This window comes from Streptomyces sp. CG4 (genome assembly GCF_041080655.1).
Taxonomy (GTDB): domain Bacteria; phylum Actinomycetota; class Actinomycetes; order Streptomycetales; family Streptomycetaceae; genus Streptomyces.
Genome location: NZ_CP163525.1, coordinates 1845850 through 1872728, shown reverse-complemented (window position 1 = coordinate 1872728; position 26879 = coordinate 1845850). Strand labels below are relative to the sequence as shown.

At 68.2% G+C, this 26879-nt stretch carries 24 protein-coding genes and 2 pseudogenes; 7 read left to right on the top strand and 19 right to left on the bottom strand.

Features of this window, described 5'->3' with window-relative positions; genetic code table 11:
• Window positions 1-181: 181 nt before the first annotated feature.
• The 3 genes from AB5L52_RS08695 to AB5L52_RS08685 all read right to left on the bottom strand — a co-directional run bounded on the left by AB5L52_RS08695 (window position 182) and on the right by AB5L52_RS08685 (window position 2171).
• On the bottom strand, window positions 182-1006 hold the full coding sequence (locus tag AB5L52_RS08695) for a hypothetical protein (protein WP_369363201.1): 825 nt from the start codon (window positions 1004-1006) through the stop codon (window positions 182-184).
• Window positions 1003-1587 carry a hypothetical protein gene (locus tag AB5L52_RS08690; protein ID WP_369363200.1) on the bottom strand — a complete coding sequence of 195 codons (585 nt, stop codon included), beginning with the start codon at window positions 1585-1587 and terminating at the stop codon, window positions 1003-1005. Before AB5L52_RS08690 ends, AB5L52_RS08695 begins: the two co-directional genes overlap by 4 nt.
• A gap of 365 nt (window positions 1588-1952) precedes the next feature.
• Window positions 1953-2171, bottom strand: a complete 219-nt coding sequence (locus AB5L52_RS08685; RefSeq protein ID WP_369363199.1) for a hypothetical protein — start codon at window positions 2169-2171, stop codon at window positions 1953-1955.
• A gap of 99 nt (window positions 2172-2270) precedes the next feature.
• On the opposite strand from AB5L52_RS08685, the gene AB5L52_RS08680 reads away from it, so the two are divergent.
• Window positions 2271-2975 (top strand): hypothetical protein, encoded by a 705-nt coding sequence (locus tag AB5L52_RS08680; RefSeq protein WP_369363198.1) that lies wholly within the window; start codon window positions 2271-2273, stop codon window positions 2973-2975.
• Window positions 2976-2986: 11 nt separating this feature from the next.
• Here the strand turns inward: AB5L52_RS08680 and AB5L52_RS08675 are convergent, their stop codons facing one another.
• The gene (locus tag AB5L52_RS08675) at window positions 2987-3301 is read right to left on the bottom strand and encodes a hypothetical protein (protein WP_369363197.1); all 315 of its coding nucleotides are present in this window, start codon (window positions 3299-3301) and stop codon (window positions 2987-2989) included.
• A 258-nt stretch (window positions 3302-3559) separates the two neighbouring features.
• Here AB5L52_RS08675 and AB5L52_RS08670 point away from each other — a divergent pair, with 258 nt between their 5' ends.
• A complete protein-coding gene (locus tag AB5L52_RS08670; protein ID WP_351575436.1) occupies window positions 3560-3835 on the top strand; it encodes a hypothetical protein in 276 nt (91 codons plus the stop codon).
• 509 nt (window positions 3836-4344) lie between these two features.
• Here the strand turns inward: AB5L52_RS08670 and AB5L52_RS08665 are convergent.
• The gene (locus AB5L52_RS08665) at window positions 4345-4578 is read right to left on the bottom strand and encodes a hypothetical protein (protein ID WP_351575439.1); all 234 of its coding nucleotides are present in this window, start codon (window positions 4576-4578) and stop codon (window positions 4345-4347) included.
• Between the two features lie 36 nt (window positions 4579-4614).
• Complete coding sequence (locus AB5L52_RS08660; RefSeq protein WP_351575442.1) at window positions 4615-5049, bottom strand: phage tail protein; 435 nt, start codon at window positions 5047-5049, stop codon at window positions 4615-4617.
• 297 nt (window positions 5050-5346) lie between these two features.
• Here AB5L52_RS08660 and AB5L52_RS08655 point away from each other — a divergent pair, with 297 nt between their 5' ends.
• Window positions 5347-6489: an IS630 family transposase gene (locus AB5L52_RS08655; RefSeq protein WP_369363196.1), complete on the top strand. Its 1143-nt coding sequence runs from the start codon at window positions 5347-5349 to the stop codon at window positions 6487-6489.
• Window positions 6490-6510: 21 nt separating this feature from the next.
• On the opposite strand, the gene AB5L52_RS08650 is transcribed toward AB5L52_RS08655, so the two are convergent.
• The 9 genes and pseudogenes from AB5L52_RS08650 to AB5L52_RS08610 all read right to left on the bottom strand — a co-directional run bounded on the left by AB5L52_RS08650 (window position 6511) and on the right by AB5L52_RS08610 (window position 15580).
• A complete protein-coding gene (locus tag AB5L52_RS08650; RefSeq protein WP_351575444.1) occupies window positions 6511-6843 on the bottom strand; it encodes a hypothetical protein in 333 nt (110 codons plus the stop codon).
• Window positions 6833-8704, bottom strand: coding sequence for a polymorphic toxin-type HINT domain-containing protein (locus AB5L52_RS08645; RefSeq protein WP_369363195.1), 1872 nt, complete (start codon window positions 8702-8704; stop codon window positions 6833-6835). The genes AB5L52_RS08650 and AB5L52_RS08645 overlap by 11 nt, the downstream gene beginning before the upstream one ends.
• A gap of 306 nt (window positions 8705-9010) precedes the next feature.
• On the bottom strand, window positions 9011-11110 hold the full coding sequence (locus AB5L52_RS08640) for a serine protease (RefSeq protein ID WP_369363194.1): 2100 nt from the start codon (window positions 11108-11110) through the stop codon (window positions 9011-9013).
• A 420-nt stretch (window positions 11111-11530) separates the two neighbouring features.
• Window positions 11531-12010, bottom strand: coding sequence for a hypothetical protein (locus AB5L52_RS08635; RefSeq protein WP_369368836.1), 480 nt, complete (start codon window positions 12008-12010; stop codon window positions 11531-11533).
• 75 nt (window positions 12011-12085) lie between these two features.
• Window positions 12086-12270 (bottom strand): annotated as a pseudogene (locus AB5L52_RS08630) (magnesium transporter); the annotation flags it as partial.
• A gap of 42 nt (window positions 12271-12312) precedes the next feature.
• Window positions 12313-12957 (bottom strand): LysE family translocator, encoded by a 645-nt coding sequence (locus tag AB5L52_RS08625; RefSeq protein WP_369363193.1) that lies wholly within the window; start codon window positions 12955-12957, stop codon window positions 12313-12315.
• Between the two features lie 604 nt (window positions 12958-13561).
• A complete protein-coding gene (locus tag AB5L52_RS08620; RefSeq protein ID WP_369363192.1) occupies window positions 13562-14392 on the bottom strand; it encodes a polyphosphate polymerase domain-containing protein in 831 nt (276 codons plus the stop codon).
• Entirely contained in the window at window positions 14389-15024 is a 636-nt protein-coding gene (locus tag AB5L52_RS08615; RefSeq protein ID WP_369363191.1) for a DUF4956 domain-containing protein, read from the bottom strand. Before AB5L52_RS08615 ends, AB5L52_RS08620 begins: the two co-directional genes overlap by 4 nt.
• Before the next feature lie 262 nt (window positions 15025-15286).
• Window positions 15287-15580 carry a hypothetical protein gene (locus tag AB5L52_RS08610; RefSeq protein ID WP_369363190.1) on the bottom strand — a complete coding sequence of 98 codons (294 nt, stop codon included), beginning with the start codon at window positions 15578-15580 and terminating at the stop codon, window positions 15287-15289.
• 656 nt (window positions 15581-16236) lie between these two features.
• On the opposite strand from AB5L52_RS08610, the gene AB5L52_RS08605 reads away from it, so the two are divergent.
• The gene (locus AB5L52_RS08605; protein WP_351563311.1) at window positions 16237-17931 is read left to right on the top strand and encodes an ATP-binding cassette domain-containing protein; all 1695 of its coding nucleotides are present in this window, start codon (window positions 16237-16239) and stop codon (window positions 17929-17931) included.
• A gap of 351 nt (window positions 17932-18282) precedes the next feature.
• Here the strand turns inward: AB5L52_RS08605 and AB5L52_RS08600 are convergent, their stop codons facing one another.
• The 3 genes and pseudogenes from AB5L52_RS08600 to AB5L52_RS08590 all read right to left on the bottom strand — a co-directional run bounded on the left by AB5L52_RS08600 (window position 18283) and on the right by AB5L52_RS08590 (window position 20429).
• On the bottom strand, window positions 18283-19257 hold the full coding sequence (locus AB5L52_RS08600) for a magnesium transporter CorA family protein (protein ID WP_369363189.1): 975 nt from the start codon (window positions 19255-19257) through the stop codon (window positions 18283-18285).
• Window positions 19258-19520: 263 nt separating this feature from the next.
• A pseudogene (locus tag AB5L52_RS08595) lies at window positions 19521-19640 on the bottom strand (integrase); the annotation flags it as partial.
• A gap of 123 nt (window positions 19641-19763) precedes the next feature.
• Window positions 19764-20429, bottom strand: coding sequence for a TetR/AcrR family transcriptional regulator (locus AB5L52_RS08590; RefSeq protein WP_369368835.1), 666 nt, complete (start codon window positions 20427-20429; stop codon window positions 19764-19766).
• A gap of 762 nt (window positions 20430-21191) precedes the next feature.
• Here AB5L52_RS08590 and AB5L52_RS08585 point away from each other — a divergent pair.
• Entirely contained in the window at window positions 21192-22400 is a 1209-nt protein-coding gene (locus AB5L52_RS08585) for a ricin-type beta-trefoil lectin domain protein (protein ID WP_369363188.1), read from the top strand.
• 1221 nt (window positions 22401-23621) lie between these two features.
• A complete protein-coding gene (locus AB5L52_RS08580) occupies window positions 23622-24455 on the top strand; it encodes a PIG-L family deacetylase (RefSeq protein ID WP_351024752.1) in 834 nt (277 codons plus the stop codon).
• Between the two features lie 207 nt (window positions 24456-24662).
• Here the strand turns inward: AB5L52_RS08580 and AB5L52_RS08575 are convergent, their stop codons facing one another.
• Entirely contained in the window at window positions 24663-25838 is a 1176-nt protein-coding gene (locus AB5L52_RS08575; protein WP_369363187.1) for a copper resistance D family protein, read from the bottom strand.
• A 238-nt stretch (window positions 25839-26076) separates the two neighbouring features.
• Between AB5L52_RS08575 and AB5L52_RS08570 the strand changes: the two genes are divergently transcribed.
• Window positions 26077-26859, top strand: coding sequence for an Fpg/Nei family DNA glycosylase (locus tag AB5L52_RS08570; protein WP_369363186.1), 783 nt, complete (start codon window positions 26077-26079; stop codon window positions 26857-26859).
• Window positions 26860-26879 lie beyond the last annotated feature (20 nt).

Sequence of the window (26879 nt, the reverse complement as noted above, 5' to 3'; positions counted from 1 at the left end):
GTTTCCCGCGAGCAGGGCCGCTGCGGCGGCTTCGGCGAGTTCGGCTCGGACACCGTCGCCGAACCACGCGCGGGCGGCCGTGGCCTGCAGCAGGGCCGGGTCGGCGAGGTGTTGTCGGCCGCGGGTGGTCAGGGCGAGCTTTCGGTGCCGCTTGGCGAGCAGCTGAGCCGCGCGGGCCAGTTCATGCAGTTCGGCGAGGCGAACGACGTCGTACTCGGTGCGCGGCACCATGCCCGGCAGATACCAGTCGTAGCGCTCGGCGGCCTCGATGACCAGAGTCCGCGGCAGGTAGCCGGCTTGGGTCAGGGTCACCCCGTCGCCTACCGCCTCCAGTAGCCAGCGCAGGGGGTTCGGCGTGTCGGCGGCCGTCTCGGGCGCCACGCTCAGCAGGTCCATCACGGTGCCGCGCAGACGACGCCGGGCGTCGGGTGGGGCCTCGGCCCAGGTGCGGCGGCGCTCGCTGTGGACGGCATCGAGCGCGGTGCGTCCATCGTGCGCGGGGATGCGGGGTGGTGAGCCAGCGCTCCACGTGCTCGATGCGTGCGGCGGCGTAGCCGCGGGTGCCGGGCACCAGTGCGCCGTCGTCCAGCGCCTGCTCCAGCAGCCGGGAGGCGTTGCTGCGGGCGACGGCCTCGTCGATGCCCATCACCGGCCCCCAGGTGAGCAGGTCGGTGTCCGGCGGGGTCACAGGGGAGGCGTCCACCGCCCGCCGGTAGGCGGCCCGCCCCTGATCAGGCGAGTGTTGCCATGCGGCGAGGATCTCGCGGGTGGTTTCCGAGGTGCAGACGGCCGCGGACCGGGGCCGGCCGGCGTCCTGGAGAAGTTCGGCGAGGGCGGTGAAGATGTGCGGGTACTCGGCGGGCTCTGCCACCCACTTGGCCGGCAGCCCGTACCAGCAGAACCGCTCCACGTCCTCCTGGGCGAGCGAGTCGGCTGGGCCGCCGTCCGGCAGGAGCCAGCCGAGCAGCCGGTCCCACACTTTCCTTGTGCCGTCTGCCCGCGTCATGTGAGCCCTTCCCCGTCGAGTTCCTGGGCCAGTTCGATGGACCGGCGCCGTGCCCAGTCCCGATGGAACCCCGGCCGGTCCGCAGCCCGGAGCACGGCACGGGCGCTCGCGGCGTCACCACGTTGCAGGGCGTAGGAGACCATGGCCTCCAGCGGTTGCCAGTCCGCGGAGCCCAGCACGGTCGCGGTGGCGGCGAATCCGTCCACCGCCCCGGCCGCGACCTGGGCGTAGGCGCGAAGGCCCAGGATCTCGCGAGCGCGGAAGTCGAGGCGGGCCGAGACGTACTCGCTGTGAAGCGCACGGGCCAGAGTCTCCACCAGGTCCACATCGCTGCCGACCCCGGCGTGCAGGAACAGCTCGGCCTCCTGCCGGTACGTCCCGCCGAAATCACCGACCTCAACGAGGAGCTCAAGGAAGTCCTGCCAGAACACGTCGGCGGGCATCGCCGTCCGCCGCCAGAGGACGGCGGCGTACTCGGCCACCGCCCGGCGCAGCCACTCGCCCAGTCTGCCGCACGAGGCGTCGCACACCCGCAGCGCCCGCAGCCCGCACGCCAACGCGACCCGGCGGACAGCCAGCAACCTTGCCGCCCCGACTGCTTCCCCACCTGGGCGACGGTGGCTTCGGCCAGAACCTCTGCCACCGCCATCGTCGCCCACTGGCCATGATGCCGATCCAGATCCACAACCCCGGCGAATGCTTCGTAAGGCCCCTGCGGCGACAACGGGAAAGCGCGGCCACGCCCCTGTCACAGCCCGCTCGGACAGCCGCCGACTCGGAGTCCAGCGCATGGGCGCCGTCTTCGCCCGCCCCTCCAGCGCCTGCTTCACACCTTGGAACAAGCCCGGGCGACGACCTTCGGATCACGTACCGCGCCTCCGGCCAGCTCGCCCGCGCCGAGCCCGTCCGCCGCAAGGCGCTCCCGTAGATCCACCAGATGACTTCACTACGGTTCCAGATACGCCCCGCGCATCACCCCACCCGACCGCTCCCGCGTCAGGCGAACATCGAAGGCCTCCCAGTCGCCGCCGCAGTCCACCACGTACGCCACGGCGAACCACACGTCCCAGTACGACCACTCGCCAGACGGTGCTGGATGAGGCCACTGTTCCGGGCCGAACGTCGGCCACCTGCGCCTGCTTGCGGCCCCGTCCGCTGTGCTCACCAGCGCATTGTCGCACCGGAGACGGCGGCGCTCGCAGCGCACGGCGGAGGTCCCCCTGTTCGAGCGCATCCGAGAACTCGGGGGAGTAGCCTCGCGGGCGTGACCGAGGCATGGACCGACCACGCGCTGAAGGCGCTCCGCGCCGCCCGCCACAACGCGGACTGCCCGTCCCTGCTCGCCCTGCTGCGTGCGCATGACCCCGTCGGAGTGCTGCAGCAGTGTGGAGAGGCACTCACCGCAGCAGTTTCCCGGGGCCTGCCCGGCGCCCGGGAGGCAGGGACCGCGTGCTCGTCCGCACTGCGCGAACGGGGCTGGCCCGGAGACGAGGTCCTCGCCGAACAGCTCGACACGGCGGCCGGCCGTGCCCTCTGCCTGCTGCGGCCGCTGCCGGTCGACCTGGAGGAACTCTCCAGTCTGCTCGAAGGGGACCCGGCCTGGGGTGGTGGCCGTATCGACCTGGACACCGGTGAGTGCCGGCCTGCCCTCGCGGACACCGAGGAGTCATGGGACGAGGAGGAACCGGAAGGCACTGAGCGGTGGCTCGGCGTCCCGTGCGAGGGATCGCGGGACGCCTACCGCGACATGGAGGACTTCATCACCACCCTCGACGACCCGGACCTCGCCCGGTTCCTCGGCATCGCGATCCAGGGTCCAGGAGCGTTCCGCCGCTTCAAGGACATGCTGGCGACCTCGCCGGCGCAGCTGCAGCGGTACTGGTTGCTCTCCGCGGAGCGGCAGCAGGGCCGGGCCCGGGCCTGGCTCGCCGATCAGGGCTACCGGCCGACGCTGTCGGGCGGCCACTGACCTGGGTGCCTTCAGGGGCTCCAGTGCCGGTAGGCTTCGATCCACTCGGCCCCCTCGGGCGCCGGATCCGGCAACGGAAGGTCGAGAATGCCGATCGCCTGCCGGTGCCTGCCGCGCGTGCAGACCGCCACGATCTGGCTGCCGGGCAGCAGGTCCACCTTCTTCACGGTGACCTCGACCCCGAGAACGACCGACTTGAACGGAACAGCCAGCTGCTCTGCGAGCATCGTGAAAAGGCCTGTGAGCTGCTCCTCGCCGTCGTAGGCGTCAACGGTGGCCTGCTCGACCAGCTCATCGAGTTCCGCATCGCTCAGCTGTCCGTCCACAGGGAACAAGGTACCGGCGGTGCCCGCAGGTGTCCCCCTCGGTCAACCGCCAGCCACCTCACTCTGAGCCACGGCGGTCGTTCCTCTCGCCGCGAGGGTCGGCGTGCTGCCTGGTGGCGCGTACCGACTCCGCAGCACCCACCGCGAGTTGGCGCCGAGAGGGCCGCTGACTGTGCGGAGCAGGTCAGGTGCGGGTTCCTCGTTCGCGAGATCGGCCGATGGCCGCTGGTCCCCTGCCCTTTGACAGGGGGACCAGCCATGCAGAGCGCAAAAGTGCAGGCGCTCGCGAACGCAACTGCCCGCCACCTACCTCAAGGGCACGACGTCGCCACAGGCATCGCCATGGCCAACGCCCTGGGCAACATCTCAAGCATCATCGCCCTCTCCAACACCGGCGCATTCCGCACCACCACAGGCAGCTACACCGCCGGAACCGCCGTGATGGCCGTCTTCCTTGTCCTGTCCGCCGTCGGCGCCAGGAGCGCGCAGCCGGCAACCCGGGGCCCCGAGCAGAATCTCCCGGTGACCTCGTAACCGACGGGCCGATTGCGGCCATGCACGGCAACCACTGTCCAGTTCCACCACCAGATTGCTCTGCACACGCCCAGGCATCGATGGGGCGATACCCAAGTCGTGCCTCCCGCATCAGACCCCGCTCGGTAAGAAGCGCCTTTGCCCGAGCGGTACAACCCCCGGTCGCGTCACCCCTTTGCGGCCGCGTTCTGTGTGCCGTCAAGTGACGGGGGGAGGAAAAGGATCGCGGGTATAATGAGTCAGAAATTGGGGATAAAGCCTGAAGTCGTATGGCTCACGCCGCGCTCTGTGCATGGAACCGCCCTTGCGTCACCAAGACCGTATCGTCAGCCGTCAACTCGCCCCTCGGACACCAGTTGAGACCCCTGTTCATCAGGGGTTTTCTGCGATCCTGGACGTGATGCCGGCCCTGGACGGCAGCGACATCCCGGCAGGCCGTTACACAGTCGTCTCGTCTCGCGTGAAGCGCTACCTGATCGAGCATCCGGCCGTTGGCAACGCTGAGGGAATCACCCGCGCAGGAAACCGTCTCCGTGCGTCGCGATGTGGGCCTCCAAGGAGCTGAGAGCGTCCTGAGTCGCCTGCGGAGTTCCTGATCCGCGGCGTTCCGCATAGTAGGCTGCGCCGAGCTTCTTTAGTAGATCATTTCCTGTGCGCTGCTGCTGGACCTCATCCACCTTCTCCTTGCCCTGCTGAAGGGCTTGCTGAGCCTGCTCCTTGGCCCGGTCGAGAAAACCAGCCATTTTCCACCTCCGAAGATCGACTGTGTGGGGCTTGCACTACTCGACGGTGATGCCCTCGTAGGTGATGGTTACGGTCTCGGTGGCGGCCTCTGAGCTGCTCGCGTCGAGGTCGGGGCCCGACCACTGGGAAGCCCATGCGTTGGTGAGGTTGTAGCGGACGGTTGGCTTCTTGTTGTTGTCCAACGCAGTGATAGTGATGTCCTGGCGTGCGGAATCCATATCATCCCCCTTTGTGCACTGCTGGACCCAATCCACCCACTGCCTGGATGCGTCCATGGGGCGACTGAGTTTGATCTCGTGAGGCTGGGGAGCGCCCGGCTGCTTGCGGGTCGACAGTTCACCTGAGTTGGTGACTGCGCGGACCTCAGTAGCATCCTGACCGAATGTGAGGCCCGAGACCTGCTGATACGTCGCGACCCGGAACTTGCCCAGGTCGACGGCGAAGATGTCGGTGCGAAGAGCGTCACCCATAGCCAAGGCTTTGACTCCCGTAGCGAACGACACTGTTGGCGAGATCAGCGCCAGCCCTACCCTGGAGCGGGGGCACTCCACACCTCCGGTCACCCATGAGAGGTAGGAAGTCCCTCTACATTCATTCGCATCCCCTGGCGGCGAGATGCAGCTGTTCCATCAGCCCAGCTCATCTCGGGCGCAATCTTCCGGAGCAGGCGTCGCGGTTGAGGATGGCCCCGTGGTCGGCCTACCGCGCCACCCTGTGAGTGCGAGTGGCGCGATAGGCGGACGTCAGGGATCCCGTTCTAGTGTCTCGTGATCCTGTTCATGGAACCTGAGGCTACTGTGATCGTTGAGTCTGGTGTGGATCTCACCTCTGAACAGATGGCAGAACTGCGGGAGTTGGCCGGGTCGCGGGATGTTCCGGCCGATGTGGCGCTTCGCGCACGGATCGTGTTGTGGTCCGGCGAAGGACGCCGGCGCAAGGACATTGCCGAGCTCGCCGGTGTGGCGCCGCTGACGGTGGACCGCTGCAAGGCCCGTTATGCCGCGCGGGGCCTTGCGGGTTTGGAGGAGAAGCGCCGCGGCGGGCCGCGTACCCAGGTGCCGCCGCAGGTGCGGGCTCGGGTGATCGCTTTGACGAGGATGTCCCCGCCGGCGGAATCCGGTCTGTCGCACTGGTCGACGCGGACACTCGCCGACCACCTGAAGCGGCGGGAGGGCATCTCGGTGTCGTGGCATTACGTCGCCCGCATCTGGCGTGAGGAGAATCTGAAGCCGCACCGCTCGGGCACCTTCAAGATCTCGAAAGACCCGGCGTTCGCGGACAAGGTCGCCGATGTCGTCGGTTTGTACCTGGCCCCGCCCGGCGGCGCCGTGGTGCTGTCGATTGACGAGAAGACGCAGGTGCAGGCCCTGGACCGGACCCAGCCAGTGCTGCCGGTGACCTTCGCGGCCACCGAGAAGCGCACCCACGACTATGCGCGGCACGGCACCACGAACCTGTTCGCCGCGCTGAACGTCACGACCGGTGAAGTGCTGGGCGAGTGCAGGCCGAACCGGAACGGCGCGACCTTCCTGGCGTTCCTGAAGAGGGCCGTCAAGCCACATACAGGGAAGGAAATCCATATCGTCCTGGACAACCTCTCCACGCACACCACCCCGGACGTGAAGGCGTGGCTGGCGAAGAACCCGCACGTCCACTTCCATTTCACCCCCGTCGGGTCCTCATGGTTGAACCAGATCGAGATCTGGTTCGGGATCATCGCCCGGCAGTCCATCCGCCGCGGCACGTTCGCGAGCGTCAACGTCCTGGTCAAACAGATCCGCGACTACATCGACTCCTGGAACGAGAACGCGAAACCCTTCATCTGGACCGCCACCACCGACGAGATCCTCGTCAAGGTCCGACTCGTCCAGACCAGCGTGAAGAAACTCGTCAATAACAACGCGAAGTAACGCAATCAGGATCACGCGATACTAGTGGGGCGCTTGGCTGTTGCCGTGTGGGGTGTTGGCGAGCCAGCAGGCGCCGCCCTGGGGGAGCCAGTCGAATTCTTCGAGTGTGGAGACGACTCGCTTCACGATGGCGTCAGGAGTGCCACTCCACGCTTCGAAGCCGGTGTCGCCGAGATCTCCGACTTCCATCAGCCCGCCGCTCACCAGTTGGGTGAGTGTTTCCGTGGCGACGTCCCGGAAGTCGCGGTCGGACTGCTCGACTGTCTCTTGTGCGAGCCCGACCAGACGGTCGACAGGTACCCAGTCGTCCAGTCCTTCTTCCAGGAGTTCGAGAATGATGTACTCAGTGCTCACTTGGCAGGTGCACCTTCCGTCCCTTGCCTGTTACGGGGAAGATGTCGATGGTCTCTCCACCCGAGGCGGATGATGCACGCCACTGCATGATTGTGCCGTCGGGGAGCTTGTAGACGTCCGGGATCTTTGGTCCGCGGGCCGGTAGCCGCTGGGCATCCTTGGTCCACCGCTCGAAGGTCTTTCGTAGCTCTGCGGCGGTCGGAATCTCTTTGACGTGCTTTTGTTTGCCATTGGAGAGGGCGTCGTACTCAGCCTTCCACTTGCCGCAGCCGTTGGCGTTGTGAACCAGCAGTGGTGTGCTGCCGGCCATGACGTAGAAGGTGTGCAGGTCACCGACGGTGAGGTTGCGAACAGTCTGGTCGGGAGCAGTCCAGGTCCTGACTGCGCTGACCTGTACCCGTGTGCCCGCGCCGGTCCGGAGCCAGGCTCCCGGCTGCAGTTGGTCGGCTGCCGCCCAGGCTTCGAGGTCGTCGACCCAGAACGGGTGCTCGTCCGTGGCGGTGACCTTGAAGGAGCTGTGGTCACTCTGCACGGTGATGTCGACGAGGTGTTTCTCGCCCTGCCCCGTGATCAGGGCGGTGACCGGCTCCTGCTGCTGGCGGCCGGTTGCCGGGTCGGCGGCCAGGACGCGGTCTCCCTCCCGGACCTGCTCGCTGGGTAGGTGTGATCCGTCCGCCATCAGCACTTCGGTGCCGTCGGGGAAGCTGTTGCAGGTGAGGGCCTGTTCGCCCTTGCGCGCCTTGCGAACCTCGTCCGCCGTGAGCAGTCGGTCGCCGGTCCGCAGCCAGCCCAGAACGGACAGCCCGCCCAGCATGCGCTCCTCGGTGGTCAGCTTCTGGCCGGTGACCAGGTCCTTACCGACGAGCGCTTCGACTACGCCCTTGCCGTCGCCGACACCGGGAAGCAGGTCCAGAAGCAGTGACATCCTGCGCTGTTGCTCGGCATCGTCCAGGAGGGATTCGCCAGAGGCCCAGGTGTCCCCGATGCGGGAGAAGTCGAAGTCGAGCCCCGACATGTCGCGGAGCTTCTCCGCACCCTTCTTGATGCCGGGTACGTGCTTGTTCGCCTCCGCTACTCCCTTGTTGGCCTGGCGGATGCCGTCGTTGAGCTCCTTCATGCCCTTGTTGGCCTTGTTGATGCCTTTGTTGGCTTCAGACAGGCCCTTGTTGACATCGCGGGCGCCCGAGTTCATCGTGTCCAGGCCGCGGTTCATCTTGTCAAAACCCGCGTTGATCTCGTCGAGCGTGTCGTTGAGCTCGTGCAGCTCCTTCTCGAAGTCGAAGACGGGCTTGGCCTCTGGGTACTTCTTCGGCTCGGGAAAGTACTCACCCAGTGCGACGGTCAGGAAGGTCAGAGCGAGCAGGGAGTCGTTCTGGTCCCCGAGCAGAGAGTCCGCCTTGGCCAGGTTCTTACCCAGTTTGTCGAGGTGCGGCTTGGCGCTCTTGAAGGTCTTGACAGCCTGTTCCAGCAGCTTCACCTGCTGGGCGGGGTCCGGCGACTTGTTGGGATCCACGAGGTCCAGCGGCTTGAGGGCCTCAAGGTCCTGGATGTTTTTGTCGAGGTCCTTGAAGCTCGCTCCGTGATCCTTCATGGCGGCCTGTCCGGTGTAGAGGAACACCCCCACTCCGACGCCGAGCGCGATGGCCTTGCCCGCAAACTGCTTCAGGCACGCGGGTCTCTCAAGCAGCGGCAGACGGTCGCAGTTTGCGTACTGGGCCACCTTGCGGACGATGTTCGCAAGCCGCTCCACGCGGCTCTGCTCCGCAGCGGAAGCGGTGGCTGCGGATCCGACGCAGCCGGTGAACACGATGGCCAGGGCGACGAACAACGCCGCGATTCTGGATCTGAAATTGTGGTGCATGCATTCCTTGACCGGCGCTCACCGGTCGACACCGGGGCGCCGGGCCTGATTCCCCGTGCCAGGTTGGCAGTCTCTTTACTGGCTCATGGTCAAATGATCGGGAACACCATAACTTACACACGGGTGTGCACTTCCCCGAGACCGTGCGGCGCGCACCGCCGGTGGCACCGGAGCCGACTACGCCCAGCTCGGAGCCTCCTGGGACATCACCAAGCAGGCGGCGAGGCTGCGCCGGCCCGGCGCCGTACGCCAGGAAAATCGGCCGCAATACCAGTCCCCTGGGCCGAGGCCCAGGGGACTTCGTGGTCAGCGCCGGGAGTACGGCAGCGACGAGCCGGACGCGGTCGCGAGTACGACTTCCGTGCCGAGGCTGTTGCCGCTGTCCTGGTACATGGACAGTTGGCCGTCGGACCAGCGCACGAGGTAGTCGTTGAGCCGGTTGTCGGTGCTGGTGAAGTTGCCCGCCGTGGTGAGCGTGGCGTGGGTCCACAGCGTGCTCGGGGCCCGCATTCGCACTTCTCCGTGGAAGCCGTACTGATTGATGTCCGGGTACAGGGTCAGTTCGCCGTCGGACCAGCGGACCACGAGGTCTGACTCGTTGGTCCCGGCGAGGTCGCCGGACGTGAGGGATGCGGCGTGCGTCCAGGTGGAGTTGGCAGGGTTGAGCCGGACCTCGCCGTGGAAGCCGGTGGAGCTGATGTTCTTGTAGAGAGTGGTCTCGCCGTCGGACCAGCGCACGATCAGGTCGTCGGGCCAGTTGTTGTCGGTGGTGTAGCGGCCCGCGGTCATGGAGACCGCGTGCTGCCACAGCGTGCCCGGCTTGACGAGTGTGATCTGGCTGTGCAGGCCGCGCGCGTCGACGTCGGGGAAGAGGGTGAGGCTGCCGTCGCTCCAGCGCACCAGCAGGTCGTAGGTGTTGGCGCCCGTGAAGTCGCCGGCGGTGATGGAGACGGCCTTCGTCCAGGTGGTGTTGGCCGCGACGAGTTGTATCTCCTTGTCGAACCGTCCGTTGCCACCACCCCGGTACAGCGTCAGCTCGCCGTCCGACCAGCGCACGATCAGGTCGCTCTTGTCCGGATCGGGCGAAGGCGAGGACGTGAAGGAGCCGGAGGCGACGAGGGTGGCATGGGTGAGGGTGGAGGCGCCGGGCAGCACATTGGGACGTGCGGGGGCGCTGCCGGCGACCGCCGCCTTGTACAGGTTCTGTACGTCGGAGCCGTAGGAGGAGCTGTAGGAGACGTCGTCGGTCGGTCCGCCGGTGTCCCAGCCGCCGATGCTGCCGACCACGTCGCCGGTGCCGGTGGTCGGGTCGAAGTTCTCCAGGAACGGGCTGCCGCTGGTGCCGGATGCGAAGCCGTTGCAGGCGATCCGGAGGTACGAGCCGGGGGTGCCGTCGGTCGGGGTGTACTGCGTGGTGCTGTTGTCACAGGTCAGAGGCTGCGTGGCGGTGCCGGGGTAGCCGACCAGCCGAATGCTGGGGAAGGCGTAGCCGCGGCCGGTGGCCAGGTTGTTGCCGCCCACCACGTCCTGCACCTGCTTGCCGTCGCTGCGCGCGCTGACCTGGGCGAACGCCATGTCCCACGGGGCGCCCTGGACGTGTCCGCGGTCGTAGTAGCGGGGATCGACCCAGACCCGGCTGCGGCCTTCGGAGTCGGTGGCGACGGGGAAGATGCCGTACGGCTGGGGATTGGCCGCGGTCCACTGGGGGACGAACGCGAGTGAGCCGCCGCCTGCCCGCCCGTCCATGCAGTGCCCGGCGGTGAGCACGATGTTGTGGTGCGGGCTGTTGATGACGCTCGCGGTGCAGAAGTAGGAGCCGCTGCTGGTCTGCATGTACATCCGGCCGACCATCGGCAGCCCGCCGAAGTAGGAGCTGACGGGACCTGTCCCGCCCGTGCTCGTGGTGGACGGGCTGGGCGAGGCGGTGGGGCTCGCCGAGGCCGACGCGCTGGGGGAGGTGCTCGGGGAGGCGGACGAGGTGTCCGTCGGTGCGGCGGTCGGGGTGTCCGTAACGGTGGCGGAGGGATCCGGGGTTGAGGTGCCGGTGGGTGTGCCCGTCGGGCCGGCGGTGTCGGTCGGCGTGGCGTCCGTCGGGACCTCGCGCAGGTCCTGGGCGTTCAGGCCACCGGTCACCGACGGCTTGACGAGGCCCTGGAGCGTGGGGTGGACGCCCTTGCCCGCGGTCCGCGGTCTGGCGTCCGGAAGCGGCTTTGCCTCCGCCATGCGCTGCGCGGTCCAGAACCGCTTGGCCGCCAGGGCTGTCCAGTGCGGCGCGGAGGCTGGGAGACGCGGGGCGGTGTCCGGTATCGCGGACATGTACGCCGGAGGGGCATTCGTGGCGCCTGCCGTATCGACCGAGACGACGAGAGTTCCGGCCAGCGCGGTGATCGCGCCGACAGCGGCCACGAGAAGGGCACCGCGCCGACTCGCGCGGTGCCCGGCAGTTCTGCTCACTTTGGGCTGAATTCCCCCCACTTGGCGTGACCCTCCGTCACGCAGGCGATAGGACTAGCAGAGAGTACGGCACTGCTGCTCGGCGATCGAACCATAGGCCGAATTCGCCTCGCTGATGAACTGGGCGGCCGGTGCCGGCTCCCGGGCGCACAGCGGGATCGGGGTGAGCCGTCGCGCGCGAAGGCGTGCTGGTGAAGGCCGAGGAGTGTCGCGATCGCCGGTGGATTCCAGGCCTTGTGGTCTTCTCGTGGGATCCCGGGCAGGCGTGAGGCGAGCCCGGACGAGAGCTTGGCTGGCATCGCTGAGATCGCGGAGTCGGTCTGCGACTTCACCGATGCCCGAGGCTGCTCCCCGGTGCCCTCGCCAGCCAGGTCAGGAGTAGGTCCAGCGCCAACGACCACCGCTGGGTGAACAGGTGATGGACGTACCGCTCGCGTCGGTCGTCGTGGCACCGTGGTCGCCGTTGCGGCAGAACTCGCCCGCCGAGTAGCAGTTGCCCGCGTTGGAGACGATCGAGCACGTCCCGCTGTTGCTGCTGCCGGTGTCGAGGCTGGAGTTGCTCGTATCGGCCGTCTCCGTCTTGGTGACGGTCACCGCCGGTGCGGGCGCGGGCCTGGCGGTCTTGGTGACCGTGACAGCCGGCTTGGGCGTGGCCGTCACCGTCGCCGTGGCAGTGACGGTTGGCCTGGCCTCTGCGGCGGCCTTGACGGCGTCGTCGTGGGCGTCCGACTGGCCGATGGCCGAGCCGATCGCCATGAGGACGAAGCCGCCGATCCAGACGCGCTTGCGCTTGTGCAGCGGGCGGGTGTTCCTCGGGTGCGGAGCAGGCGGAACTATGTGCGGGTTGTTCATGTCGGCCCCCCCATGGGTGTTTCTGGAGGAATCGTCCGCGGTGATGGCGTAGGCGTTGGGGAAGGCATGGGTGCGGTAGCGATTCAGTTTGGCCGCTGATGCTCGTGACGTGCGTCGTCCACCGCGAGCTCATGCAGGCCGAACTCCTCGCTGATCATCGCGAAGTCGGCGGAGCACGGATCACACAGGCCGAGCCAGACCGCCACGTCCGGATCGTTCACGTATTCCGAGATGTCAGCGGTCGGAAAGTCCTCCAGGATCAGGGAGCATTTCACGGGCAGCCCATCCGGCAATGGCGCGGGCTAGTCGGCGCGGCCCGTCGCTGCCACGGTCACGCCCAGCCCGATCATCGCGAAGCCGCCCGCCCCGCCAACCATCGACAGGCGGCGGTCCGAGCGGGCGAACCAGGAACGGGCCGCCGAGGCGCCCAGCCCCCACAGGGTGTCCGTGATCATGCCGATGGCGACCGGGACCAGCCCCAAGACCATCATCTGGAGGGGGACACGGCCCGCCGAGTGGTCCACGAACTGCGGCAGCACCGCCGCGAAGAAGATGAGGCCCTTCGGGTTGGTGAAGCCCACGAAAACACCGTCCAGGACCGTGCGCAGATCACCGCGCCGCTCACCTGCCGGTGCCTCCATGTCCGCAGCGCGCATCTCCTTGCGGTGTCGGAATGCTTGCACGCCGAGGTAGACGAGATACGCCGCACCAGCCAGCTTCACGCCCGTGAATACCGCCGTAGACGTTTCCACCAGTGTGCCCAGGCCCCACGCCACAGCGGTCACCAGGAGGTACGAACCGATCAGGTTGCCCAGGACGGTCGCGAGCGCCGTGCGGCGGCCGTGCGCCAGCGCTCTGCCGATCACAAACAGCACGCTCGGCCCTGGAATCACAATCACCAGTAGTGACATCGCCGCGAACGCGAGCATGCTCTCCGTGGACACCATGTGTCTGTCACCTCCTGGATTGCCTCTTCAGGTCATACAAACAGATGGCGAACCGTCCGCTCTAGGCTCATCCGCCTGCCGAGACACTGCCCCGGTCTGGGGCACCACGACCCGGCCGCTGCCCTCGACACGGAGGCACGCATACGGCCGGATGCGTTTCTTCACCTGAGGAGCGCAGCTTTCCCGACGGCGTACAGGACCCTGGCCTCGGCATTTCGTGACGACTCGCCAGTTGCGCTGGTGGGCGGATGCCGTAGGGGAACGGCTACGGCCGTGCCTGCCAGGGGGAAACGGGCGGTGCCGGCATCTGGGAATGCCGGGCTTCGCCCCAGCGCCCTGGGGCCGTCAGTCAGCTGCACGCCTATGGGCGCTGGTCGCAGCCACGGCGGAGCCGCATATCGAAACGGCCCCGCGCCACTCACCGGAGCCTGCCATGCCGCACGGGGCGCACCGGCGAGCGACGATCCGCTCGGCAGGGCCCGAGTCTCCAGCCGTGCGTGCCCAGGTCTGCGGCCGGGAGGGTACACATCGCCTCCCGGCGGCAGGGCCGTTCCCGGCGGCAGGCGGTGTCCTGCCGCCGGGCCGCCGGGCCTTTACCGGCCGTTCAGCACGTCGGCTCCGGGGCCGTCTCACCGAATGCGTGGCGGGCGGTGCGGCGCCATCGGTTGGCGGGGAGTGCGGGTCGTAGTGCGGCGTAGGCGCTGCAGTACTTGGTGAAGACGGCGGGGCGTATCCCGTGGGTGTGCAACAGGCGGTCCGCCTCGGTGAGATGCCCGGTGGTTTTGGTCTCGACGAGCACGAGGTCGTCCGTGCACCGCACGGTGCGTCCGGTGCGCAGGTCGTCGCAGAGCAGTGCCGCGTCGCAGGTGATGCGTTCGCCGTCGGCCACGAAGGTGGCGCGCGTGTAGTCGGTGCTCAGGGATGGTTCGAGGGCGGGCGGGGCGCCGATGCGGTAGGCGGTGCGCAGGGTGTGGGCGAGGAAGCTCCGGCTGTCGGGGTCGAGGGGGGTGGCGGCTGCGGTCAGTGGGCGGCGGTGTTTGACGGTGTTGCCGCGCGGGCCTTTGAGTTTGATCTCGAACTGCCGCTCGCCGGTGTCCTCGTAGAGCCGTTCGCGGATCTTGAAGCGGAGCCGGCGGCCCTGGTGGTGGTCGTGGAAGGAGCGGAGGTCGGGGGTGTCGTAGTAGACGGAGTGGTAGCGGAAGGCGCGGCGGCCGTTGATGGTGAGGGCGCGGTAGGGGCCGCCGGGCCGGTGCGGGTCGGTGAGCAGGCCGATGACGTGCAGGAAGGTGGGTGCGGGTACGAGGTAGCTGTGGTCGAAGCGGGCGAGGAGGGAGGCGCGTTCGTTGAGCTCGTCGAGTGAGATGGGGGCGGCACTGTGGGCGGCGTCGGCGATGGCGCGGACCGCGGTGGCGCAGCGGGCCGGTGCGGTGGTCATGCGGCCTCCCAGGCGGGTGTGGTCCGGGGGCCGGGTGCGGCGGCGGGCGCCGCGCCCCGGCCGGCCGGGGCCGCTGCGTTTTCGCGGTAGCGGACGTCGACGACGGTGAGGTCCCGGACGAAGTCGACTTCCATGACCGTCCAGTGGAGGGGCTGGCCCAGGCGCCGTACGAGATCGGCGCGGAGCGCGGCGGGGTTCTGGTGGACGGTGTCGAGGGTGACGACGGCGCGTCGGGTGCCGGCCAGGAGGCGGGGGTTGTCGGCCGCCCAGACGACGAGGAGCAGGGCGGTGCACAGGCCGGCGGTGAGTGCGAACGGCAGCCTCGGCAGTCCGCAGAGCAGGCCCATGACCAGGGTCGTGAAGTAGTAGGCGACCTCCTCGTGCTGCACGGCGTCGGAGCGGAGTCTGACGATCGAGAGCACGCCGAACAGGCCGAAGCCCAGGGCCGCGCCCCCGCTGCCGCGTACCTCGGCGAGGGCGGTGACGACGGTGAAGAGGCCGGTGTTCAGGGCGAGATAGGCCGGCACGAGGTCGCGCCGGCGGTGGCGTGGGTAGTAGATGGCGAAGGTCAGCAGGCCGACGGCGGCGAGGTCGAGCCCGAGGTGGGCGGCGAGATGCCGTAACGACTCCATGACTGCACTCCCTGTGGGAACGGAGGCCGGGAGGCCCCGAAGAACCGGAACGAGAGACAGACGATAGGTAAACGCATGGCGAACATGCATTCGCTTGTGGAGAAACGATGCGCCTCCTTGATGGCCCTCGGCCTTAACTGACCGGAAGCACGTACCTCCTGTCGTATTAGCCCCTCTTGCCAGCCGCCTCCGACGCTCCATCGCCGGGCAGGAGAAGCCACCAGCTCGATCCCGTGGGCCGGCGCAGCCCTGGCCGCTCTCTTCATGGCCCGCTGCGGCAGCGGTGCCGGGTCCTCGCCGGCACCCACCACGGCGTCCAGCGTGGCCGTGACCCCCACTGCGCTCCCCGCGCCGCCGCTCGTCCGGGGCAGATCAGCCCGTCGAACGGCAGCCGCTCGTTCTCCGGCATGGTCAGCTCATGGCGGTCGACGTTCAGGTACACGGCGTGGGCGCCGAGGCGTCGGGTGAAGCCCAGCTCGGTGTAGGTGGCAAGGGTCAGGTCGGGGCTGACGGTCGTGGGTGAGTAGGTGCTTGGGCAGTGGGTTACGGTCGGCATGTGGCTGGTCGAAGTGCCGTTGGAGGCGGCTGGCAACGACCCTCCAGGCATGGACGCGGTCGTCGCCACCGTCGTGGCCGTCCCGCCACGAGCGTCTGCGAGCGGCGCCGTCGGACACCGGATCGCGCCAAAGCTGCCCAGGCACTCATCCTGCCCAGGGCACTCATCGCGCCGTCCCCGCAAGGGTGTCGGAGGCGATCCGGCCGTCGGTGAATCGTCCGCCACCGTGAGGTCACTGGTCCTTGCCTGCGTGGCGGCTGCCGCGTCACCGCACCGCACCGCACGACCCGCTTCCTCGCCAAGCTCAGGCTCCCCGACCGCGCACGGGCGGTCATCGTTGTCTACGAGACAGGGCTGGTCAGTGTTGGGCAGGGCCCGGTGTCGCGTCACCGGTCGACGGTGCGGTCGGAGAACGGAAGCCATCCCCACTGAATTCTTGCATTCGGCAGCTAGCCTCCGCCGTGATGAAAGAGAACAGATTGACGAGTGCCGAACGGCCGTCAGATTCATCCCTGCAGGGCGAAGAGCAGTCCGAGGAGTGGGCTCGACGGTCGCCGGGGCTCCCTGGGCTGCCCGAGGGCGGCGGGTCGTTTCTGGCACGGGATCTGACGGTCCGGGTTCGCCATCGACGCGAGCGCAAGAGGCTGCTCGACAAGGTGAGCCTCACCATCCCTGAGAAATCCTTGGTCGCGGTGGTCGGCCCGTCCGGTTCCGGCAAGTCGACCCTCTTGCGTGCCCTGACGGGTTATCAGCCGGCGCAGGAGGGCGAGGTCCGATACGACGGCAGGGACCTGTACACGCATTTCGCCGAGTTCCGTCAGCGGATCGGGCTGGTTCCGCAGGACGACATCCTGCACCCCCAGCTGACCGTCCGCACCGCGCTGCGCTACGCAGCCAGGCTGCGCTTCCCATCGGGGACCAGCGCCGAGGAACGGGAGCGCCGCGTCCAGGAGGTGCTGGAGGAACTCGGCCTGGAGGACCGCGCCGACACCCGCATCACCGCCCTGTCGGGCGGCCAGCGCAAACGCGTGTCCGTGGCCCTGGAACTGTTGACCAAGCCGTCCCTGCTGCTGCTCGACGAGCCGACCTCCGGGCTCGATCCGGGACTGGACCGGCAGGTCATGCAGATGCTGCGCGGGCTCGCCGATGGCGGGCGCCGGGTGCTGGTGGTCACCCACAGTGTGGCCAACCTGCACCTTTGCGACCGAGTGCTGGTATTGGCCCCCGGCGGTCGGACGGCGTACTTCGGGCCTCCCGAGGAGGCGCTGTCCTTCTTCGGGCACGAGGACTGGGCGGACGTCTTCTCCGACTTCGACCAGTACCCGGAGCGCGACTGGCCCGGCCGCTACCAGGAGTCGGAGCAGAGCAGGACGTACCTGGCCGCCGATGAAGCGGCCGCCGCGCGGCAGCCCCGCCCGACGAGGCTCCAGAGCCGCCAGCAGCGGTCAGGGCACTCTTCGAGCTCGCCGAGGCCCCCACGCTGGACCTCCCAGTTCATCACGCTCATGAGACGGAACTGGGCCGTGCTCGCCGCCGACCGGGGCCACATAGGGCTGCTCGTCGTCCTGCCCGTGATCATGGGCGTGCTGAGTATGGCGGTGCCCGCGGAGTTCGGTTTCATGCGCGCCACCGGAACCTGCGCCAGGGCGGCGCTGTGCGCCCCGGTCTACAACGTGGACGCACAGCCGGTCCTGCTGGTGCTGGCGATCGGGGCGTGCCTGACCGGCGCGGCGAACTCGGTGCGCGAACTGGTCCAGGAGCGGGTGATCTACCAGCGGGAACGCGCCACCGGGCTGTCGCGGTCGGCGTATGTGCTGGCCAAGGTCATGGTGCTGGGATGCATCACCGCGCTGCAGGGGCTGGTGGTGGTCGCGCTCGGGCTGGCGGGCCGGCGGCTGCCGACCTCCGGGTTGGTGGGCAGCCCCTCCGAGCTCGAGTTGGTGCTCGTAGTGGTGTTGCTCTCCACCACGTCCATGATGCTGGGTCTGATCATCTCGGCGGTGGTCCGCACGGCTGAGAAGACCATGCCGCTGTTGGTGCTGTCCACGCTGGCGCAGGTGATGTTCAGTGGCGCGGTGTTCCCGCTCTTCAACCACCCGGGAATGGCCCAGCTCTCCTGGCTGGCGCCGTCACGCTGGGCGGTCGCGGCGCAGGCCGCCACTATCAACCTCAGCCGGATCGGCCCGCCCGCCGACGACCGGCACTCCACCCTGGTCGACCCGTTGTGGGTGCACAGCGCCTCCCAGTGGTGGCTGGACACCGGCGTGCTGGAGGGCTTGGGGCTCGTGGGGATCGTCCTGGTGGGGGCGCTGCTGCGACGACACGAGCCACTGGTGATGCGACGCCGATAGCGCCGATAGCACTGACAGCGGCTCGTGCGACGGCACGAGCCCGGGACGGTCCTCCCGGGCGCTTGGGCCGTGATCGGGCGGCGTGGCGGTCTGCGGCCGGCTCGCGACGCCGCGGCAGACCGGGTCCGGACGGGGCGGCAATCGCACGGTGCGCAGCCCCTCCGGCGGCGGGCGGGTGCCGCAACGCCGCTAAGACACTGTTCCGGCTGAGCAAGGCACGGCTGGATACCGGGCCGCAGACGCAGCTCCGCGACCTCGTGGCGTAGCGCGAGCAGCCCGCTGTTGTGGTGGTCGACAGCACGTTGGTGAGGAACTCCATGGCTTCAGCGGGTAACAAATGGAGGTCTGTGGTCAGATCCAGTCCTTGCGCTTGAAGACGAGGTAGAGCACGACAGTTCCGACGGCCATGACACCGGTGGACGTGAGAAAGCCGACATTTGTATTGAAACCCGGATATGGAACGTTCTGTCCGTAAAAGCCCGTGACGGCGGTGGGTACGGCGATGATCGACGCCCAGCTGGTGACCTTCTTCATGATCAGGTTCATGCGGTTGCCCTGAACGGTGAGATTGGTCTCCATGATGGAGGTGATCATGTCCCGCAGTGACTCGGTCCACTCGGTGGCTCTGAGGACGTGGTCGTAGACGTCCTGGTAGTAGGGGAGCAGCGGCTCGGCGACGATGTGCAGGTCGCGCCGGAGGAGACTGTTGACGACTTCCCGCATCGGCAGTACCACGCGACGCAGCCTGGTGAGGTTCTTGCGCAGTGCGTAGGAGTCACGCTGGACGGAGTCCATCTGCTGGCGTCCCTCGTCGAAGAGCAGGTCTTCGACCGCTTCGATGCGGTCGTCCAGGTCCTGGACGGCGGCGAAATGACCGTCGACTATATGGTCCAGCAGCCCGTGCAGGAGGAACCCCACCCCGTACTTGGCGAGATCGCTGTTGTTGTCCCAGCGCTCGACGACCTTCTCGATGTCGAAGTCCTCGTTCGGCCGGATAGTGATCAATGCCGTGGGTGTGATGAAGACTGACAACTCGCTTGCCGTCAGGCGCCCGCTGCTCTCGTCCGTGCTTACGGCGTAGGCGCTGAGGAAGGCGTGGGTGCGGTAACGGTCCAGCTTGGGCCGCTGGTGCTCCTGACGTGCGTCCTCGACCGCGAGTTCGTGCAGACCGAACTCTTCGCTGATCATGGCGAAGTCGGCGGAACACGGGTCGCACAGGTCGAGCCAGACCGCCACGTCGGGATCATTGACGTATTCGGATATGTCGGCGGTCGGGAAGTCTTCCAGGACCAGGTTTCCGCTGCGGTAGAGCCGTGTTCGAGTCATGGCGCGGCACCCTAAGGCTCCCTGGTAAGAAGTCCACACTGGTTCATGTGGTCCAGTCCATCCTGGGCGTGCGCCCCGACACGCGGCCGTCTGTCCAGGTCAAGCTCCCCGGATACTCGCTCTTCTGCGCAAGTTGGTAAATGTGAGATGTGAGGAGACGGCTGTTTGGACATGAGGTGTCGGCGGGACCGGTGTTGGGGCGCTAGGTGAGTGAGCAGAGGCGCCCGAGCCGGCCCCTGCCGTGCCGCCCACCGGCCCAGCGGGAGAGAGTCGACCCGGACACCCAACTCGGGGGCGAGGTATCTCGCCTGCTGCACCGTCCACGGCCCGGTCGGATGCGCAGTAACCCTTGCAATGTGCCGTCGGCGCGTGCCGTGCTTGAGCCCGGTGGGCGCGGAGGCGTTCGTGGCGGCCTGGCACCACCCACAGCGATGGAAGGGCGCGGGGGCATGACGCGGTTGCGGTTCTGCAGAGGGCTGCTTCGGTCCCCGCGCGTGCGGCGCCCGTCAATCGCTCCGCTTCTTCGTACGCGCGTCGCCCTCCCGTCCACCGAACAGCACCTCGGCGGCGGACTCCCATTCCCGGACCAGGTCGACCGTCTCCGGCGCTCGCAGCCACTGGATCTGCAGGCCGTCCATCATCGCCACGATGTGCCGGGCGAGCGATTCGGGATGGTCGCTGATGTCCCTGGCCAAGGACGCGAAGGCGGCTATCGCTTGCTCTTGCCGCTTCACGAAGTAGGCGTGCGCGGGATGGCTTGGTGTCAGTGACTCGGCTTCGAGCACCGTGAAGAGCCGGACGAATTCCGGTTGCTCCGAGTTGCGCTGCACCGTCGCCGAGCACAACTGCCGCAGGCCGACTCCGTGGGGGCCGCCGGCGGACCACTCGTCCGGGACCTCGTCCTCACCGACGCCGAGGTGTGCGCGAAGCGATCGGGCATCCTCGACGTCCCGGTGTTCCAGCACGGCGATGAGCAAGCCGGTCTTGGAACCGACATGGCGCAGCACACCCGGAACGGTGAGCCCGCACCGATCGGCCACGTCCTGCATCGACAGTCCCCAGAAACCGCGATCTGCGATAACTGCGGAGGTTACGTGGATGATCTGGCGCCGTCGCTCGGCGGCCGGCAGTCGTGGCCGGTCACGGCGGTAGGAGGGCGCCCCCTCAGCCATGTTCGCCAAGACCTCTCCGTCGGGCGTCACCGTCGGTCCGGGACAACGCTGTGGGACAGTCCAGTTGCCGACCGATCTCGGACATCACCCGCTTCCACTCCCGGGCCGAAGGTCCGCCAGTGGCTACCAGGGCGAAGTGGTTAGTAGCTACTAGCCAGTGACTTGACTGAGACGGCACCTTAGCCCCGCCCGGACGCGGCGGCAAGGGGTGCGTCCGCGCCGCATGGGAAGCGGTGCGGCGACCATGACGATCCGGCAGAGGGCATGCGTGACACGTGAGTTCAAGGGGCTCCCGAGGTCGGACGCGTCGCAGTGCACGGGCGACGCAACGCCCGTGCACCACCAAAGGGACTAGGGACGTCGACTCGAAAGCGCAGAACGTTCCGGTGAGGATGTGCCGTTGACAAGTGCCGCTCCGGCAGACGCTGTTCGAGACCGGCTCATCCGGGCTCGTCAGGAGCGTTCTGCGTTGGCTTCACAAGGTGAACGGATGCAGACCGCTTGACAGTCAGTCAACCTCGCTGGCTTCATGTGTCGCGGCGTGAGTGAGCTGGGCGAGCTCGCCCGCCGCGTACTGGTCCCGCCTCACGGCGGCGCCGATCCGCCATTTCGGCGTCATCCCCACTCATTTCACTTCCGGAAGGTTCCGGCGTCGGCGCTCCGCGACATGGGAGCGCTCCCAAATCGACGCTCTTCACTCTCCGGGAACATCCCCCACGGTCGGGTGCCGCACAAGCCGCTCCGGCCATCGAAAGGATTCCCATGACCAGATCGAGCCCGAAGCCGCGCAAGGGAGCCGAGGCGGTCGCGGCAGCCGTGGCTGCCCTGTTCCTGCTTGCCCTCTCCCTGGCCGGCGCCTCGCCGGCGTCCGCGAACACGACCCTCTGCGGCAAGACCGACAGCATGAAGGTCTCGGGCGGCAAGTACGTCGTCCAGAACAACGAGTGGGGTGACTCGATCCCCCAGTGCATCGATGTGTCGGACGACGGCTTCAAGGTCACCACCGGCTGGCACGACGTGGGCACCAGCGGCGCGCCGGCGGCCTATCCGTCGATCTACGCCGGTTGCCACTACGGCAACTGCTCCAGCGGCAACGGCCTGCCGCTGCAGGTGTCGGCGTTCGGCAACCCGCAGTCCAGCGTCGACTTCTCGACCGCCGACGGCCAGTGGGACGCCTCGTACGACATCTGGTTCGACACCAACTCCAACCCGTCGGGCCAGAACAACGGCGAGGAGATGATGATCTGGGCCAACCACTCCGGCTCGCCCACACCGTTCGGCACCAAGGTCGGAACGGTGTCGATCGAGGGCGCCAACTGGGACGTCTGGTACGGCCGTCAGGGCAGCGGCATCGCCTGGAACACCGTCTCCTACGTCCGCCAGCAGCCAACCAACACGATCACGGTGAACATCAAGGACTTCACCAACGACTCGATCAGCCGCGGCTACCTGTCGTCGGCGTGGTACATGACCAGCGTGCAGTTCGGCTTCGAGCCCTGGGTCGGTGGCCCCGGCCTGGCCGTGAACTCCTTCTCCTACGACTCCAACGGCTCCGGCGGTGGCGGAGGAGGAGGCGGCGGTACGACCGGCACGGTCGCCGGTCAGCAGAGCAGCCGCTGCCTGGACCTGAAGGACTGGGGCACGGCCGACGGCACCCCCGTCCAGCTGTGGGACTGCGGAACCGGATGGAACCAGAAGTGGACGTGGACCGGCGGCACCCTCGTCAACCCGCAGACCGGTAAATGCCTCGACGTGGCCGCCGGTTCCACGGCCAACGGCGCCAAAGTGCAGCTCTGGTCGTGCAACGGCACCGGCGCCCAGCAGTGGCAGTTCAACGCCAACGGCACCGTCACCAACCCCCGATCCGGGAAATGCCTGGACGCCGACGGCTCCGGCAACGGCGCGCTGCTGCAGATATGGGACTGCTACGGCGGCGGCACACAGCCCAACCAGGTCTGGACACAGAAGTAGCGCCATCCCGGCGTACCAGGGCTCGGTGCCTGGCACGCAGGACCAGGCTGCCGCCTGGGGTCCCGCACCAACACGTGGTGCACCGCAGGCGGCAGCTGCCGCAGCCGGAGGCATTTCAGAAGGAGTCGTACTGCAGGAGCGCCGGGGCAGATGTCCCAGCGGCGGCCTGCCGCCTCAGGGCACCCTCCCGGTCGCACGGTTTCAGTGAGCCCGAGGGCGACGGCCGGCGCCCCGCAGAGGCACGCGGCTGCGGGGCGCCGTCCCGGACACCACTTCGGCACCATCCCCGTGGCCGTGGCCGTGGCCGTGGCCGTGGCCGTGGCCGTTGCCAGCGGGGCGGCTGCGTCCAAGGAGCATCGACGTGAGACATCAGCCTGTACGCGGCGCCCTGCCGCTAGGACACACCATCAGCCCGAAGATCCGGTCGTAGGTGTCCAACGGTCGCTGTTCGATGTCGAGTTGGTCGGCTGGGACGGGACGCTGCCCACACGCGTTTGACCAGCGAAAGCGAGTGACCGACGAACGGGGGTCACCCGCATCGCGCTGCCTTGGGCCGGTGCTTGTCGTGCCGGTGTTTCCCCAGTAGTTCCGGAGTAGTTCCTGGATGGAACGCAGCTGGTGGGCGGAATCGCCACGGTTCGCGATCCTCCCGCCCGCGCTCCTGTTGGCGCCGATTCTCCTCAACGCCGCTCAGACGACGGTCGGCTGGTGGGCCGCCACGATCAGGGGCGCAGCGTGGACACCCCTTTTCGCGCTCTCGCGCTCTCGCGCTCACCGCGTGGAACCGCCCCGGAATCCTGGGACTCTCCGTCGCAGCCTCACTCCTCCTCGCATCGCTTGCCGTCCTGTACTGCCGGCCCGTCCCCAGCGCCGCACTCGGCGGAACCGGCCAGGTCCTCCGCTCGCGGGGGAGTAGGGGGCCTCCGTGATGTGACCGTTCACCTCCGGCAGGCGCGGGGACCGAGTGACGTACAGGGGTGACCGGCGCTGTGACGAGGGCATCCCGTGCGGGGCGGGAACAGCCGGTCCGGTCGGCACTGTTGCACCGGCTGGGGGACCGGCGCCGCAGGGGCAGGGAACAGAGAGGTCAAGAGATTGTCCGCCCCGACGCGATCCGGGGCTCCCGGGTCCGGGGTACGCCGGTCACCCGATATCCGGGCGAGCGCTGATACGCCTGCCGCAGACTCGGACCGAGGCTTTTTCACACAGGAGGACTGTTTCATGAATGACCGGCCCTTGACGCTCATGGCCGTGCACGCCCACCCCGACGATGAGGCCACCGGAACGGGAGGTGTCCTCGCGCGGTACGCGGCGGAGGGTATTCGCACGGTCCTCGTGACGTGTACCGACGGCCGTTGTGGTGATGGACCGGGGGGTGTCAAGCCGGGCGATCCCGGGCACGATCCGGCAGCCGTCGCCTTGATGCGGCGTCAAGAACTTGAGTCGAGCTGCGCCATCCTGAAGGTCAGTCATCTGGAGATGCTGGACTATGCCGACTCCGGGATGATGGGCTGGCCGAGCAACGACGCCCCCGGATCCTTCTGGCAGACACCCGTGGAGGAGGGGGCTGCCCGACTCGCGGAACTCTTGCGCCGCTACCAACCCGATGTGATCGTGACCTACGACGAGAACGGCTTCTACGGCCACCCCGACCATATCCAGGCAAACCGCATCACGATGGCGGCGCTGGCGATGACGGTGCCGACACCGAAGGTGTACTGGACGACGGCGCCCCGCTCGATGATGCAGCGGTTCGGGGAGACCATGCGCGAGTTCGGTGCGGACTGGCAGGAGCCGGATCCCGCCGAGACCGCCGCGATGGCCGAGATCGGACTCCCCGACGAGGAGATCACCACCTGGGTGGATACCACCGCGTTCGGCGGTCAGAAGTTCGATGCGCTGGCCGCGCACGCCAGCCAGGGCGAGAACATCTTCTTCCTCAAGATGGGCCAGAAAAGGTTCACCGAGTTGATGGGCGTCGAGACCTTCGTACGTGTCCAGGACACCACCGGCGCGGCCGTGCCCGAGAACGACCTCTTCGCCGGACTGCGCTGATCCGCCAGCCAGCGCACGATGCCGGCGGTGTGTGTGCTGCGGTGCGAATCTTCGCCGCGTACGCGCGGACGGACGCGCGGACGGACGCGCGGAATTGGCAGCTCCGTCCGCCTTCTGGAGGGCCACGGAGCTGCCTTTGTCGGAGCCGGAAAGGAGGGGTGGGGGGAAGCCGGGCCGGCCTGGCCACGCCGCCTGCTGTCTCGCCGGTCAGGCGGGATCGGTCGCGGCCGCGGGTCGGCGGGAGAGGGCGTCGGATGCCTTGGCGGTGGCGTAGAGGGACGCGGCGAGGGCGAGGGCGAGTGCTGCGCCTGCGGCGAAGATTCCGGTTGACGATTCTGCCTGGGGACTGCCGGCTTCGGTGCGGGCGGAGCCGGTGAGGAAGGGGACCACCACGAGGACGGCCAGGCCCAGGGCGACCTCGCCCCAGACGACCTTGGGGAAGTGCCGGAGCGTCAGGTGGAAGAGTGAGGCGGTCTCGCCTGCGCGGCGGGCCTGGGTCATGCGGGGCATCAGCCAGAGCTGGTTGAAGGCGCCGGCGGTGACCAGCCCGAGGACGAGGACGATCTTGATCAGCAGGGCGAGGCCGTAGCCGGTGGTCCACAACTGGCTGATTCCGCCGACGTGTTCCCAGCTCATCCACAGGCCCGAGAGGACGACGGCGGCGACGCAGATCATCGCGACGAGGCTGAAGCGGCGCCACATGTCGGCCCAGAGCAGACCGGCGTTCGGGCTCAGGTGGCGGCGGGCTCCGGTGAGGACGCTCAGCAGGACCAGGCCTCCGAGCCATACCGTGCCGCTGACGATGTGGATCTGGGTGAAGACCAGGTCCAGGAGGTCGTCTGTCGCCTGCGGGACGGTGGCCGGGACGGCGGTGATCAGCGTCACCGCCAGCGCGAGAGGCAGAGCGGCGAGGGCGATCGGCTCCAGCCGGCGCCGCGCGCCGCGCGTGAACAGGCCGATGAGGGTGGCCGCGGTCACCAGGAGCACGAGGTTCTGCACCAGGAAGACGGTGCTTTGCGCGATCCAGGCGCCCTTGGCGGCGGGTGCCCGCAGGAAGTGCCATATGTGTCCGGGGGCGAGTGCGTCGCTGAACGGCATGCCCGTGCCTGCCCGGGCCACGCGCGCGGCGAGCTGGAAGTATCCGGTCACCAGCAGCACCACGCCGGACCAGGCGAGGCAGATCGCCGAGCGGTGGCGTAGTACGGCGATGTCGTCGGCTGCGCCCGTTGACCCCCTGAGGGCGGGGCGGACGGTGGCGGCGTGTGTGACGAGACCGCCGATGGAGCCGGTCAGGCCGATGAAGTAGCCCGTCTTGGTCAGGGCCCGCCAGGTTGTGGGCAGGGTGTATCCGGCCGTGTCCGCGGCCAGTAGCAGTGAGCTCATGAGGTGAGGCTAACCTAAGTTTGACGTAAGATCGGCAACGCGAACCGGCCGCCCGTGAGTCAAATTTCTTCGCAGGGGTGACTTGCTTTCGGCGTCTACGTCTACTTCGTAAGGCCGGCGACGTGGACCGCCCGCGGGTCTGCGACGGCCTCGTCGACGATCTGCGCATCGTGGCCCGCCTCCTGGCCGAGGGTGACGGTCCCGACCGGCGAGCCGAGGGCCGTTCCAGGAGGTGGCCATGCCGGAGTTGCCCGACGTCGAGGGTTTCCGTCGCGTGCTGGACGGCTGTGGCCCCGGCCGGTGCGTCCGGCGCGTCGACGTGCGCGACACGGGTGTACTGCGCGGGGTCGGCGTGCGACGCCTGCGACGGGAAGTGGAAGGGCGGCGGCTCGGCCGGCCCTGGCGGCACGGGAAGCTGCTGATCGTCCCGGTCGGTGACGGCCCGGCCCTCGTCTGGCACTTCGGTATGACCGGTGAGCTGGTGTGCGCCCGCGCCGACGATCCGCCTGCCGCCCATGACCGGGTCGTCCTGACCCTCGACGACGATCGGCAGGTCCGCTACCGCGACCAGCGCAAACTCCAGGGCATACGGCTGGCCCCGAACCAGCGGGCGCTGCAGCGGATGCTGGAACGGCTCGGCCCCGACGCCCTCGACATGACCCGCGCCGACTTCCTGAATCTGCTCGCCGCGCGACGGGGCGCCGTCAAAGCCGTACTCATGGACCAGTCCCTCGTCGCCGGCCTCGGCAACCTGCTCAGCGACGAGATCCTGTGGCGCGCCCGCGTGGCCCCTCGGCGCCCGGCGCGGGCACTCGACTCCGCCGAGGCGCGCCATGTGTTCACGGCGATGCGCGGCGTACTCGCCACCGCCACCCGTGCCGGTCGCGTACCACCGCGCCGAACCTGGCTCACCGGCCATCGCGACGACGGTGAACCGGTGTGCCCCCGCTGCGGAGAACGGCTGCGCTCACACCGTGTCGCCGGCCGGCGCAGCGTCTGGTGCGCGCACTGCCAGCACTGATCGGGCCGTCGCACGGGCCG

What these genes read in the sequence shown, in the direction of transcription:
- AB5L52_RS08695 (WP_369363201.1), bottom strand. Translation starts at nt 1,006, where the DNA reads ATGACGCGGGCAGACGGCACAAGGAAAGTGTGGGACCGGCTGCTCGGC.
- AB5L52_RS08670 (WP_351575436.1), top strand. Translation starts at nt 3,560, where the DNA reads ATGCAGAGCGCAAAAGTGCAGGCGCTCGCGAACGCAACTGCCCGCCAC.
- AB5L52_RS08665 (WP_351575439.1), bottom strand. Translation starts at nt 4,578, where the DNA reads ATGGCTGGTTTTCTCGACCGGGCCAAGGAGCAGGCTCAGCAAGCCCTT.
- AB5L52_RS08660 (WP_351575442.1), bottom strand. Translation starts at nt 5,049, where the DNA reads ATGGGTGACGCTCTTCGCACCGACATCTTCGCCGTCGACCTGGGCAAG.
- AB5L52_RS08645 (WP_369363195.1), bottom strand. Translation starts at nt 8,704, where the DNA reads ATGCACCACAATTTCAGATCCAGAATCGCGGCGTTGTTCGTCGCCCTG.
- AB5L52_RS08635 (WP_369368836.1), bottom strand. Translation starts at nt 12,010, where the DNA reads ATGAACAACCCGCACATAGTTCCGCCTGCTCCGCACCCGAGGAACACC.
- AB5L52_RS08625 (WP_369363193.1), bottom strand. Translation starts at nt 12,957, where the DNA reads ATGGTGTCCACGGAGAGCATGCTCGCGTTCGCGGCGATGTCACTACTG.
- AB5L52_RS08620 (WP_369363192.1), bottom strand. Translation starts at nt 14,392, where the DNA reads ATGACCACCGCACCGGCCCGCTGCGCCACCGCGGTCCGCGCCATCGCC.
- AB5L52_RS08615 (WP_369363191.1), bottom strand. Translation starts at nt 15,024, where the DNA reads ATGGAGTCGTTACGGCATCTCGCCGCCCACCTCGGGCTCGACCTCGCC.
- AB5L52_RS08610 (WP_369363190.1), bottom strand. Translation starts at nt 15,580, where the DNA reads ATGCCGACCGTAACCCACTGCCCAAGCACCTACTCACCCACGACCGTC.
- AB5L52_RS08600 (WP_369363189.1), bottom strand. Translation starts at nt 19,257, where the DNA reads ATGACTCGAACACGGCTCTACCGCAGCGGAAACCTGGTCCTGGAAGAC.
- AB5L52_RS08590 (WP_369368835.1), bottom strand. Translation starts at nt 20,429, where the DNA reads ATGGCTGAGGGGGCGCCCTCCTACCGCCGTGACCGGCCACGACTGCCG.
- AB5L52_RS08585 (WP_369363188.1), top strand. Translation starts at nt 21,192, where the DNA reads ATGACCAGATCGAGCCCGAAGCCGCGCAAGGGAGCCGAGGCGGTCGCG.
- AB5L52_RS08580 (WP_351024752.1), top strand. Translation starts at nt 23,622, where the DNA reads ATGAATGACCGGCCCTTGACGCTCATGGCCGTGCACGCCCACCCCGAC.
- AB5L52_RS08575 (WP_369363187.1), bottom strand. Translation starts at nt 25,838, where the DNA reads ATGAGCTCACTGCTACTGGCCGCGGACACGGCCGGATACACCCTGCCC.
- AB5L52_RS08570 (WP_369363186.1), top strand. Translation starts at nt 26,077, where the DNA reads ATGCCGGAGTTGCCCGACGTCGAGGGTTTCCGTCGCGTGCTGGACGGC.